At 67.0% G+C, this 12,300-nt stretch carries 13 protein-coding genes; 10 read left to right on the forward strand and 3 right to left on the reverse strand.

Annotation, left to right across the window (positions count from 1 at the left end):
- The first annotated feature begins 160 nt into the window (after nucleotides 1–160).
- Nucleotides 161–1,045: a lipid A biosynthesis lauroyl acyltransferase gene (locus PI86_RS01385; RefSeq protein ID WP_039317929.1), complete on the forward strand. Its 885-nt coding sequence runs from the start codon at nucleotides 161–163 to the stop codon at nucleotides 1,043–1,045.
- A 21-nt stretch (nucleotides 1,046–1,066) separates the two neighbouring features.
- Here the strand turns inward: PI86_RS01385 and PI86_RS01390 are convergent, their stop codons facing one another.
- The gene (locus tag PI86_RS01390; protein ID WP_235362666.1) at nucleotides 1,067–1,300 is read right to left on the reverse strand and encodes a helix-turn-helix transcriptional regulator; all 234 of its coding nucleotides are present in this window, start codon (nucleotides 1,298–1,300) and stop codon (nucleotides 1,067–1,069) included.
- 235 nt (nucleotides 1,301–1,535) lie between these two features.
- Here PI86_RS01390 and dapF point away from each other — a divergent pair, with 235 nt between their 5' ends.
- The 9 genes from dapF to PI86_RS01435 all read left to right on the forward strand — a co-directional run bounded on the left by dapF (nucleotide 1,536) and on the right by PI86_RS01435 (nucleotide 10,231).
- Nucleotides 1,536–2,405, forward strand: coding sequence for a diaminopimelate epimerase (dapF, locus tag PI86_RS01395; RefSeq protein WP_039317935.1), 870 nt, complete (start codon nucleotides 1,536–1,538; stop codon nucleotides 2,403–2,405).
- A gap of 36 nt (nucleotides 2,406–2,441) precedes the next feature.
- Nucleotides 2,442–3,167, forward strand: a complete 726-nt coding sequence (locus PI86_RS01400; protein WP_039317938.1) for a DUF484 family protein — start codon at nucleotides 2,442–2,444, stop codon at nucleotides 3,165–3,167.
- A 13-nt stretch (nucleotides 3,168–3,180) separates the two neighbouring features.
- On the forward strand, nucleotides 3,181–4,101 hold the full coding sequence (xerC, locus tag PI86_RS01405) for a tyrosine recombinase XerC (RefSeq protein ID WP_039317940.1): 921 nt from the start codon (nucleotides 3,181–3,183) through the stop codon (nucleotides 4,099–4,101).
- Nucleotides 4,102–4,177: 76 nt separating this feature from the next.
- Nucleotides 4,178–5,392, forward strand: a complete 1,215-nt coding sequence (locus tag PI86_RS01410) for a class I SAM-dependent rRNA methyltransferase (protein WP_039317943.1) — start codon at nucleotides 4,178–4,180, stop codon at nucleotides 5,390–5,392.
- A gap of 199 nt (nucleotides 5,393–5,591) precedes the next feature.
- Nucleotides 5,592–6,665 carry a CobW family GTP-binding protein gene (locus PI86_RS01415; protein ID WP_014895730.1) on the forward strand — a complete coding sequence of 358 codons (1,074 nt, stop codon included), beginning with the start codon at nucleotides 5,592–5,594 and terminating at the stop codon, nucleotides 6,663–6,665.
- 492 nt (nucleotides 6,666–7,157) lie between these two features.
- The gene (gene dksA / locus PI86_RS01420; protein WP_006477498.1) at nucleotides 7,158–7,574 is read left to right on the forward strand and encodes an RNA polymerase-binding protein DksA; all 417 of its coding nucleotides are present in this window, start codon (nucleotides 7,158–7,160) and stop codon (nucleotides 7,572–7,574) included.
- Nucleotides 7,575–7,807: 233 nt separating this feature from the next.
- Complete coding sequence (hslV, locus tag PI86_RS01425; RefSeq protein ID WP_006760749.1) at nucleotides 7,808–8,344, forward strand: ATP-dependent protease subunit HslV; 537 nt, start codon at nucleotides 7,808–7,810, stop codon at nucleotides 8,342–8,344.
- A 10-nt stretch (nucleotides 8,345–8,354) separates the two neighbouring features.
- On the forward strand, nucleotides 8,355–9,698 hold the full coding sequence (gene hslU, locus PI86_RS01430) for an ATP-dependent protease ATPase subunit HslU (RefSeq protein WP_014895729.1): 1,344 nt from the start codon (nucleotides 8,355–8,357) through the stop codon (nucleotides 9,696–9,698).
- Between the two features lie 170 nt (nucleotides 9,699–9,868).
- A complete protein-coding gene (locus PI86_RS01435) occupies nucleotides 9,869–10,231 on the forward strand; it encodes a hypothetical protein (RefSeq protein WP_039317956.1) in 363 nt (120 codons plus the stop codon).
- Between the two features lie 10 nt (nucleotides 10,232–10,241).
- On the opposite strand, the gene PI86_RS01440 is transcribed toward PI86_RS01435, so the two are convergent.
- Nucleotides 10,242–10,784, reverse strand: coding sequence for a response regulator transcription factor (locus PI86_RS01440; protein WP_014895727.1), 543 nt, complete (start codon nucleotides 10,782–10,784; stop codon nucleotides 10,242–10,244).
- Between the two features lie 13 nt (nucleotides 10,785–10,797).
- A complete protein-coding gene (locus PI86_RS01445; protein WP_039317959.1) occupies nucleotides 10,798–12,204 on the reverse strand; it encodes an ATP-binding protein in 1,407 nt (468 codons plus the stop codon).
- Nucleotides 12,205–12,300: the final 96 nt, after the last annotated feature.

A 12,300-nucleotide genomic window follows, 5' to 3' on the forward strand; every position in this document is an offset into this window, starting at 1 on the left:
CGCCAGCCGGCTTCGCCCCGCAAGTTGTCAGTTAACTCGGCGAAGCCCGTATTATAGCGGCTTTCGTGAATTGTCACAGAGCGCCGCCCGTGCTGCATCATCCGCTGTCCTACCCCCCTGTTCGCAACGTGCCGGCCAGCCGGCCCCACGGAGATTCCGCATGCTAGGCCGCCTCGGCACGCACCTCGCCATCGGCTTGCTGAAGCTGCTCGCCCTGCTGCCGTACGGACTGACCGCACGGCTCGGCGACGGCCTCGGCTGGCTGCTGTACCAGATTCCCAGCCGGCGAAAGCGCATCGTACATATCAATCTGAAACTCTGCTTCCCCGACTGGAGCGACGAACGGCGCGAGGAAGTGGCGGGCCTGCATTTCCGCCACGCGATCCGCAGCTATGTCGAGCGCAGCTACCAGTGGTTCGCGTCGGAACAGGCCTACCGCAAGCTGTTTACGGTTGAAAGCGAGGTCGACCTCAGCGATCCGGACATGCCGCCGACGCTCTTGCTCGGCTTCCATTTCGTCGGCATCGAGGCAGGCTCCATGGCGCTCAATCTCGCACTCGACCGTCCGTGCGGCTCGCTCTACACGCCGATGAAGAGCCCGGAAATCGATGCCGCGGCCAAAGCCGGCCGCAGCCGCTTCGGCGCGGAACTCGCGAGCCGGGCCGACAGCGCGCGAATCGTGCTGCGCTGGCTGCGCGACCGCAAGCCCGTGATGCTCGGCGCCGACATGGACTACGGGCTGCGCAATTCGACGTTCGTACCCTTCTTCGGCGTGCCCGCGTGCACGCTGACGGCCGTCGGCCGGTTCGCAAAGACCGGCCACGCGCAGGTTCTGCCCTTTATCGGCGAGGTGCTGCCGAACTACAAGGGCTACCGGCTGAAGGTGTTCAAGCCGTGGGCCAACTACCCGACCGGCGACGACGATCTCGACGCGCGGCGGATGAACGAATTCCTCGAGGAACAGATTCCGCTGATACCCGAGCAGTATTATTGGGTCCACAAGCGCTTCAAGACGCGCCCGCCGGGCGAGCCGAGCCTCTATTGAGTCGAACCCGCGGGCGCGCCGTTACACGCGCGCCTGCACCCTCGCCACCTTCGGCGCGCCTTTCGCACGCGCCTGCCGGAGATCGCAGGCCGACTGCTGCGCGAGCCACAGATCCGCCTTCCCGCCGTTTTCCTCGCCCAGCCAGGCTTCGAGACGCAGTGCCATTTCAGGCGAGATGCCAGCATGGCCGTGCAGGATGCGCGACAGCGCCGCCCACGTGACGCCGGATTCACCTGTCGCGACAACGCTCGCCACACCGCACCACCTCAATCTGCCCACGCTCTGCCCGCGCAACCGGTCAGCCGATCGGCCGACACCGTCCCGCTCCGCCGTTCAAACGACGCCCGGCGCCCCGCCCGCGCAGGACGCCCCTGTCGGCTGCATGTATCATTTGCGGTTGAGATCAGCACGACGAACGAGGCCGCCCGGGATAGCGGCACCCCGCGTCCGTCGCGCCGACCGCCTTGTTCGTCATGGAATTCCGGACCCAGTGAAACTCTCGTTCACCAAGATGCACGGCGCGGGCAACGACTTTGTCGTGCTCGACGGCTATTCGCGCGCGTTGCCGCCGCTCACCGAAGCGCAGGTACGCGCGCTCGCCAACCGACACTTCGGCATCGGCGCCGACCAGCTGCTGCTGGTCGAGAAACCGACCGTCGACGGTGCGGATTTCAAGTACCGGATCTTCAATTGCGACGGCGGCGAAGTCGAACACTGCGGCAACGGCGCGCGCTGCTTCGTGAAGTTCGTCAGCGACCGCGGCCTGACCGGCAAGCGCAGCGTGCGCGTGCAGGTGATGAAGGGCCTGATCACGCTGACGATGCAGGACAACGGTGAAGTCGTCGTCGACATGGGCGCACCCGTGTTCGCGCCGGCGCAGGTGCCGTTCGACGCGGCGGGGCTCGACGGCCAGACGGAAGGCAACGACACGCTGTGGCCGCTCGACGTCGGCGGGCACACACGCTGGATCTCGACGGTGTCGATGGGCAACCCGCACGCGGTGCAGATCGTCGACGACGCCGAAGCGTATCCGGTGCTCGAAGAAGGCCCGCTGATCGAGCGCCACGCACGCTTTCCGCAGCGCGTGAACGCCGGCTTCATGCAGATCGTGTCGCGCAACGAGGTGAAGCTGCGCGTGTACGAGCGCGGCGCGGGCGAGACGCTCGCGTGCGGCACCGGCGCGTGCGCGGCGGTGGCGGCCGGCATCCGGCGCGGCCTGCTCGATACGCCCGTGACCGTGCACACGCACGGCGGGACGCTGACGATCGGCTGGGACGGCGCGCGCGACGAAGCGGCCGCGCTGATGATGGCCGGTCCCGCCGCGACCGTCTTCGAAGGCGAGATCGACCTGCACGTCTGACCCTTCAACGTCCTGATAACTGAACGCTCCAGCCCCATGAACGATCGCGAAGTCGCCGACTACCTGCTCGCCAATCCCGAATTCTTCGCGCAACACGCGGAGCTGCTCGCGACGATCCGTCTCGCGAACCCGCACGGCAAGGCCGCGATCTCGCTGCAGGAGCGGCAGATGGAGATGCTGCGCGACAAGAACAAGCATCTCGAGCGCCGGCTCGCCGAGCTCGTGCGCTACGGGCACGAGAACGACAGCCTGTCCGCGAAGTTCAGCCGCTGGACCGCACGCGTGATCGCGGAACGCGACCCGTACGCGCTGCCGCGCACGATCGCCGACGGCATCGCCGACGTGTTCGACGTGCCGCAAACGGCACTGCGCGTGTGGGATGTCGCCGACACCTACGCGCAGGCCGAATTCGCGCGCCAGGTCGGCGAGGAAGTGCGGCTCTTCACGAACGGGCTGTCGACGCCGTACTGCGGCGCGAATACCGGTTTCGAAGCGGCCCAATGGCTCGCGCCCGCGCTCGCCGCACCGGCCGCGAATGCTGCGGAAAGCGCCGAAGCCGCGCCGGCCGGCGACGGCTCACCCACGTCGGTCGCGCTGCTCGCGCTGCGCGCGCCGCTCGCCGGCACCGATGCGCCCGCGTTCGGCCTGCTCGTGCTCGGCTCGCCCGATCCGCGCCGCTTCCACGACGGCATGGCCACCGATTTCCTCGCGCAGATCGCGACGCTCGCGAGCGCCGCGCTCACGCGCCTGCTGCCGCACTGATGTCGCGCCCGCGATGACCGACGATCCGATCGCCGCCTACCTGTCGAACCTGAAGCACGTCAGGCTGCTGTCGGAACACACGCTGCGCGCGTACACGCACGAACTCGACGAACTGAAGAAGCTCGCGGCCGGCCGGCCGCTCGCCGCGCTGACGGCCGCCGACATGCGCGGCGCGGTCGTGCGCGCGCATGCGGGCGGGCTGTCCGCGCGCTCGATCTCGCACCGGCTGTCCGCCTGGCGCGCGTTCTACCGCTGGCTCGCGCAGCGCATCGAGATGCCCGCGAATCCCGTCGCCGGGGTTCGTGCGCCGAAACGCGAGAAACCACTGCCCAAAGCGCTGTCGGTCGACGACGCGGTCGCACTGATGGATACGCCGCTGCCCAACACGACCGAAGGCATCCGCGATCACGCGATCCTCGAGCTGTTCTATTCGTCAGGGCTGCGCCTCGCGGAACTGGTCGGGCTCGACGTCATGTACACGCAAGGCGACGGCTACCGCTCGGCCGGCTGGCTCGATCTCGCCGAAGCCGAAGTCACCGTGCTCGGCAAGGGCAACAAGGAACGCAAGGTGCCGGTCGGCCGCAAGGCGATCGACGCGCTGAACGCGTGGCTCGCGGTGCGCGGCGAATTCGTGAAGCACGATCCGCACCCGCTGTTCGTATCGGTGCGCGGCAATCGCATGGCACCAGGCGTCGTGCGCGACCGCGTGAAGCGTGCGGCCCTCACCGCGGGCATCCCCGCCAACGTCCACCCGCACGTGCTGCGCCACTCGTTCGCGACGCACGTGCTGCAGTCGAGCGGCGACCTGCGCGCCGTACAGGAACTGCTGGGCCACGCGAGCGTCGCCGCGACGCAGGTCTATACGTCGCTCGATTTCCAGCATCTCGCGAAGATTTACGACAGCGCGCATCCGCGCGCGAAGAAGCGCGACTGACGCGCATCCCGTGTTACCCGCCGCGCGCGGCAACCGGCCACGGCCGGCGCCGGGCGCGGCCCATTTCGATCCGATCATGCAAACCGTCACACTCAAACCGTCCAAGGAAAAATCGCTGCTGCGCCGGCATCCGTGGGTCTACGCCAATGCGATCGACCGCGTCGACGGCAAGCCCGCGCCCGGCGCGACCGTGATCGTGCGTGCGCACGACGGCCGCTTCCTTGCGCGCGGCGCGTACAGCCCGCAATCGCAGATCCGCGTGCGCGCATGGAGCTTCGACGAGAACGAGCCGATCGATCACGCGTTCTTCAAGCGCCGCGTGCAGCGCGCGGTCGCGCACCGCACGACGATGGTGTCGGGCACCGGCGCGGTACGGCTCGTGTTCGGCGAGGCCGACGGCTTGCCGGGGCTGATCGTCGACTACTACATCGCGGACACCGCCGAGCCCGGCACCGCGCCGCGCGGCCAGCTCGTGTGCCAGTTCATGGCCGCCGGCGTCGAAGCGTGGAAGGACGCGATCGTCGCGGCACTCAGCAGCGCGACCGGCTGCCCGAACGTGTACGAACGCTCGGACGTATCGATCCGCGACAAGGAAGGCCTCGAGCAGACGACCGGCGTGCTCGCCGGCGACGCGCCGCCCGCGACGCTGATCGCGAACGAAAACGGCGTGCGTTATCACGTCGACGTGCCGAACGGCCACAAGACGGGCTTCTACGTCGACCAGCGCGACAACCGCGCGCTCGTCGCGCAATACGCGGCCGGCCGCGACGTGCTCAACTGCTTCTGCTATACGGGCGGCTTCTCGCTCGCGGCGCTCAAGGGCGGCGCGACGCGCGTCGTGTCGATCGACTCGTCGGGCGATGCGCTCGCGCTCGCGCAACAGAACGTCGTGGCCAACGGCTTCGACACCGAGCGCGCGACCTGGCTCGACGCGGACGCGTTCAAGACGCTGCGTCGCCTCGTCGACGAAGGCGAGCGCTTCGACCTTATCGTGCTCGATCCGCCGAAGTTCGCGCCAACCCGCGACAGCGTCGACCGCGCGGCCCGCGCGTACAAGGACATCAACCTCAGCGGCTTCAAGCTGCTGCGTCCGGGCGGCCTGCTGTTTACGTACTCGTGCTCGGGCGCGATCGACATGGACCTGTTCCAGAAGATCGTCGCGGGCGCGGCCGCCGACGCAAAGGTCGACGCACGCATCCTGAAGCGGCTCGGCGCGGGCGTCGATCACCCGCTGCTCGCTGCGTTCCCGGAAGGCGAATATCTGAAGGGCCTGCTGTTGCAAATCGTCTGATCGCCCCGATCTAGACGCACACCCGCGTCCGCCGGCCCTTCCGCGCTGGCGGACCCGCGCTCGAGCCTGTCGTCCGGACGACGGGCGAGGGCTTGACAGGTATGTTTCAATGGATGGTTGTGCGCCCCGGCTCGCGAGTCGAAGGCGCGACGCACCCATCCTGGTTTTGACCCCGATTCACGAACCACAGGCGACCGACATGGCCACTCCCGTCACCATCCTTACCGGCTTTCTCGGCAGCGGCAAGACGACGCTGCTCAAGCGCATCCTGAACGAACAGCACGGCATGAAGATCGCCGTGATCGAGAACGAATTCGGCGAAGAGAACATCGACAACGAGATCCTCGTGCAGGATTCGAACGAGCAGATCATCCAGATGAGCAACGGCTGCATCTGCTGCACGATCCGCGGCGACCTCGCCCGCGCGCTCGGCGATCTGGCCGCGAAGAAGCGCGAAGGCAAGCTCGACTTCGACCGCATCGTGATCGAGACGACCGGCCTCGCGAACCCGGGCCCCGTCGCGCAGACCTTCTTCATCGACAGCGAGATCGCCGACGATTTCCTGCTCGACGCCGTCATCACGCTGGTCGACGCAAAGCATGCGAACGCGCAGCTCGACGAACACGAAGTGGTGCAGCGCCAGGTCGGCTTCGCCGATCGCCTGTTCATCACGAAGTCGGACCTCGTCGACGACCAGGCCGTCGCGGCGCTCAAGCACCGCCTGATGCACATGAACCCGAAGGCGACGATCAAGGTCGTGAACTTCGGCGAAGCCGACATCAAGGAAATCTTCGACCTGCGCGGCTTCAACCTGAACGCGAAGCTCGAGATCGACCCGGACTTCCTCGCCGAGGACGATCACGCGCACCAGCACCACGATCACGACCATGACCACGATCACGCGCATTGCGACCACGATCACGGTCAATGCGCGCACGATCACGACCACGGCCATCACCACCACGCGCACCACGACGACAAGATCAAGTCGTTCGTGTACCGCAACGACCGCCCGTTCGACCCGAACAAGCTGGAAGACTTCCTCGGCGGCATCCTGCAGATCTACGGCGAACGGATGCTGCGCTACAAGGGCGTGCTGTACATGAAGGGCGTCGATCGCAAGGTCGTGTTCCAGGGCGTGCACCAGATGATGGGCAGCGACCTTGCCGCGAAGTGGCTGCCGGTCGAGAAGAAGACCAACAAGATGGTGTTCATCGGTGTCGACCTCCCGCAGGACCTGATCACCGACGGCCTCGACGCCTGCCTCGCCTGAGCGTCCAGGCAGGCGCCGTGCGCCGCCCGGGCGGCCGCCTTCGCGGGCGGCCGCGGCCGTCGCCGCGGTGCCTTTTCCGGGCAGGGTTTCGTCGTCATCGCTTTTTCGCGATTTGCGCGTTATATTTTCTAGATATTGGCGCAGCCGACGGGGATCGACCCGATACGGCGCCCGCTTGCGATTCAGTTACAATACGTGCCCGCTGGAGTACGGTAATAACAGGCCCGGTTCTTGCTGAACCAATATCCGGGCATCGCAACCGCGCCGGATCGCTCATCCGCCACCCGGCCGCGGCCGATGCGATCTGCCGCGCAGCACCGGTTCGCCGCGCGCGCAAATCCGCGCCAGGCCTATCCTGGTATTTGAGAACCGGTTTTCCAGAGGCTTTCGGCCCCGCGGCGGCAAATCGCAAATGATTGCAAGCGCGGTTGCGGGTAATCCCAAAGTGCAGGCAATATCTCTTGATTTGCCGCACATTGAAGAAGCAAGCAGATGACGAAGAAACTCTTGACCGAAGCCGAAATCCTGAAGATGAGCGACAAGGATTACATGAATGAGGATCAGCTCGCCTTCTTCAAAAATCGGCTCGAACAGTTGCAGGCGGACATCCTCAAGAATGCAGGCCAGACGACCGAGAACCTGCGCGAGACGGTGATCGTGCCCGACCCCGCCGATCGCGCGACGATCGAGGAAGAGCACGCGCTCGAGCTGCGTACGCGCGATCGCGAACGCAAGCTCCTCAAGAAGGTTCAGCAATCGCTCGCCCGCATCGATTCCGGCGATTACGGCTGGTGCGAGGAAACCGGCGAACCGATCGGCATCCCGCGCCTGCTCGCGCGCCCGACGGCCACGCTGTCGCTCGAGGCGCAAGAGCGCCGCGAGCTGCGCCAGAAACTGTTCGGCGACTGATCGAGCGGCGTTCCGCTCCGACACGCTGCTTCCCGAAAGCGCGCGGCCTGCCGCGCGCTTTTTGTTTTTCCGGCACCGGCTCCCGGTTGGCCGATTTGCTCCCCCCTCTTGATATCCCGGCGCCCGCCCTAAAATGAATCGGACGCGCGCCGGGCCGCTCCCCGGCGCACTGCGATTCATGCGGCGGCGCCCCGCGCCGCCCGACTCTTCCCCGTTTTTCTCAAGGAACGCAGATGGAGCAATTTCACGGCACGACCATCGTTTCGGTCCGGCGCGGCGACAAGGTCGCACTCGGCGGCGACGGCCAGGTAACACTCGGCAACATCGTCATGAAGGGTGGCGCGCGGAAAGTGCGGCGGATCTACAACAACCAGGTACTGGTCGGATTCGCGGGCGGCACCGCCGATGCGTTCTCGCTGCTCGATCGCTTCGAGGCGAAGCTCGAGAAGCACCAGGGCAACCTGACCCGCGCGGCCGTCGAGCTCGCGAAGGACTGGCGCACCGACCGGATGCTGCGCCGCCTCGAGGCGATGCTGATCACGGCCGATGCGACCACCACGCTCGTGATCACCGGCAACGGCGACGTGCTCGATCCTGAAGGCGGCATCTGCGCGATCGGCTCGGGCGGTGCGTACGCGCAGGCCGCGGCCCGCGCGCTCGCCGAGAACACCGAGCTGTCGCCGCGCGAGATCGTCGAGAAGTCGCTCGAGATCGCCGGCGACATGTGCATCTACACGAACCACAACCGCATCATCGAAACGATCGAGTAAGGACCGCACCATGAGCACCATGACCCCTGCCGAGATCGTCTCGGAACTCGACAAGCACATCATCGGCCAGGACAAGGCGAAGAAGGCCGTCGCGGTCGCGCTGCGCAACCGCTGGCGCCGCCAGCAGGTCGCCGACCCGCTGCGCCAGGAAATCACGCCGAAGAACATCCTGATGATCGGGCCGACGGGCGTCGGCAAGACCGAAATCGCGCGCCGCCTCGCGAAGCTCGCCGACGCGCCGTTCATCAAGATCGAAGCGACCAAGTTCACCGAAGTCGGCTACGTCGGCCGCGACGTCGACAGCATCGTGCGCGACCTGATCGAGATCTCGGTCAAGCAGACACGCGAAACCGAGATGCGCAAGGTGCGCAGCAAGGCGACCGACCAGGCGGAAGACCGCATCCTCGACATCCTGCTGCCGCAGCCGCGCGCGGTCGGCTTCGGCGGCAATGCCGAACACGCGAACGACGACAACAACGCGACGCGCCAGACCTTCCGCAAGCGCCTGCGCGAAGGCCAGCTCGACGACAAGGAAGTCGAGCTCGATATCGAGCAGCCGTCGGCCGGCATGGACATCATGGCGCCGCCCGGAATGGAAGAGATGACCGAGCAGATCCGCTCGATGTTCTCGAACCTCGGCAGCGGCAAGAAGCAGCGCCGCAAGGTAAAGATCAAGGAAGCGCTGAAGCTGCTGACCGACGAGGAAGCGGCGAAGATGCTCAACGACGAGGAAGTGAAGGCGAAGGCCGTGCAGAACGTCGAGCAGAACGGCATCGTGTTCCTCGACGAGATCGACAAGATCACGTCGCGCAACAACGAAGGCAGCGGCGGCGAAGTGTCGCGCCAGGGCGTGCAGCGCGACCTGCTGCCGCTCGTCGAAGGCACGACGATCAACACCAAGTACGGGATGGTGAAGACCGATCACATCCTGTTCATCGCGAGCGGCGCGTTCCACCTCGCGAAGCCGAGCGACCTGATTCCGGAACTGCAGGGCCGCTTCCCGATCCGCGTCGAGCTCGACTCGCTGTCGGTGAAGGACTTCGAGGCGATCCTGGTCGCGACCGACGCGAGCCTCGTCAAGCAGTACCAGGCGCTGCTCGCGACCGAAGACGTGCAGCTCGAGTTCGCCGACGACGGCATCCGCCGCCTGGCCGAGATCGCGTATTCGGTCAACGAGAAGACCGAGAACATCGGTGCGCGCCGGCTGTACACGGTAATCGAGAAGCTGCTCGAGGAAGTGTCGTTCTCGGCCGGCAACCACGCCGGCGAGCGCGTGACGATCGACGCGAAGTATGTCGACCGTGCGCTCGGCGAAGTGTCGCAGGACGAGGACCTGTCGCGCTACGTGCTGTAACGCGCGCGGCGTCGGACAGACGAACGGGCGACCTCATCGGGGTCGCCCGTTTTTTCATGGCTGCGCGATGCCGCGCAGCGATCTGCGATTCGGAATGCGTCAGGTGGCCAGCGGGCCGAAGCGTCCCTAGAATCGGAACGCCCCTGACTCCGAACCGTCACCGCCATCCGATGATCATCTATCCGTCCATCGCCGGCCAATTCGTACCTGCCTTGCGCGCGCTGACGCGTGCCGACATTCGCTCGCTCATGCAGCGTATCAGGCGGGATTCGCTGCCCCGCTACAACGTCGCGTTTGCGCTCGCCTGGCTGGGCGCGCTGGCCGGTACGGCGCTCGCCGGCGTGACGGTCTATCTCGGCATCCACTTCGTCGCGCGCTGCGCATCGGCAAACCCGTGGCCCGTCGCCACCGCCATCGTGGTCGGCGGGCTCGCGCCGCTGCTCGGCAACATTTTCTACTCGGCGCTGATCGCGCTCATGCTGAAACGCGAGATCGTCGCACGCGTGCCGCTGGCCCCGGGCCCGCGCGGATAACGCGCCCGGCTTACTGGCGCACCGGCTTCTTCGCGAGCTTGCGCTGCAGCGTGCGGCGGTGCATGTTCAGCGCGCGCGCGGTCGCCGAGATGTTGTTGTTGTTCTCCGCCAGCACGCGCTGGATGTGCTCCCATTCGAGCCGGTCGACCGACAGCACGACCGGATTCTCGAGCGCCTCGTCTGCCTGCACTTCGCTGGCATTGGTCTGCAGCGCGGCCAGGATGGACTCGATGTTCGCGGGCTTCGCGAGATAGTTGTCGGCGCCGTCCTTCACGGCCTGCACGGCCGTCGCGATGCTCGCGTAGCCGGTCAGCACGAGAATCCGCGCGTCGGGCTGCAAGTCGCACAGCGGCGCGATCAGGCTCAGGCCCGAATCTTCGCCGAGATGCAGGTCGACGGTGATGAACTGGAACTTGCCGCCGGCCGCGAGCCGCAGCGCCGTCTCCTTGTCGTGCGCCTGCTGGACCGCATAGCCGCGGCGCTCGAGGCCGCGCGCGAGCGTACCCGCGAACACCTCGTTATCGTCGATCACCAGGAAATTGTTCTCGCTCATGTGGTTTCTCCGTCTACGTGTTGGTTGAGGCCGCCGGCACCGCGATGCGCGCCACCGGCAGGCGCAGCACGGCACGCGTGCCGCGGCCGGGGCCGCCGGCCGGGCGGCTGTCCTGCGTGAGCACCGCGCGTTCGCTTGCTCGCTGGCCCGACGCAGCAGTGGCATGGCCATTCGCACCGCCACCGGCGCGCCCGTTGCCGCCGGCCGCGCGCGGCATGACGTCGGACAGCTCGATCTCGCCGCCGAGCCGCACGGCCGCGCTGAACGCGAGGTACAGGCCGACCCCGTGCCCGCCCTGCGTGCTGTCGACCGGCATCGCGCCGAGCGATTCGCGCAACGCGGCCGGAATCCCGGGGCCGTCGTCGCTTACCTCGAATTCGATCTGGTCGGCCGCCCGCTCGTTGTACGCGAGCTTCGCGGCCAGTGTCACGCGGTGCGGGCTCGCCCGCGCGGCGTTGTCGAGCAGGATCGTCAGGATCTGGCCGGCGGCGACCGTGTCGTCGAGCGCGACGCCCGACGGTCGTGCGCCGAGCAGCTCGAACTGCACGTGCGGATGCCGCAGGCGCCAGTGCTCGACGAAGGTGTCGAGCCAGTCGTCCACCGGCTGACGGCTCGCCGGCGCGCTCGCCCGGCTGCGCAGGCGCGCCAGCGCCGACGTGCAAAGCGTCATCTGCTCCTCGAGCACCTTCAGGTCGGCCTCGTAGCGCGCGAGCCCCGGATCGGCGCGTGCCGCGTCGCGCAGCTCCTCCGCGAGCATCGCGATCGTCGACAGCGGCGTGCCCATCTCGTGCGCGACGGTGGCGGCCTGCACGCCGAGCGCGACCGCCCGCTCGTCGCGCAGCAGGTGCGCCTGCGCTTCGCCGAGCGCTGCATCGCGCTGGCGCAGCGCGTTCGACATGCGCGCCACGAACCACGCGATCAGCCCGACGCTGACCATGAAGTTCGCCCACATCCCGGTGCGGTAGTAGTCGAACAGGTTCGCCGGGTTATCCATGTTGAGCGGCACCGAATCGAAGCCGAGCGCCGCGTAGCACGCGACCGCGAACGCCGCGAGCCAGATCATCAGGTGCCACGGCAGCACGGCCGCCGCGATCGCGAGCGACGGCAGGTACAGCGACACGAACGGGTTGGTCGTGCCGCCCGACAGGAACAGGAGCGCCGACAGCGCACCGAGGTCGACCCACAACTGGCCGAGCAGCTCGAAATTGGTCTCGGGCCGCGCGCGCAGCACGCGCACCCAGGTCAGCGCGTTGAAAACGATTTCGAGCGCGATGACCATCAGCATCGCCGGCAATGGCAGATGCACGCCGAAATAGGTCTGCACGACGCCGATCGTCACGAGCTGGCCGATGATCGCGAGATTGCGCAGCCAGAACAGGTGACTGAGGTTGACGCGCCCGGTGGTGGTGATTCGTTGCATCCGAGCAGTTTACCCGTTTAGCGCCCGGCGCCTCTACCGGGGCCGGATCGGAATCGACGAACGGCCCGGCGGGCAAGCCGGCATTTCGTCCGATGC

The sequence above is a fragment of the Burkholderia sp. A9 genome, assembly GCF_000801975.1.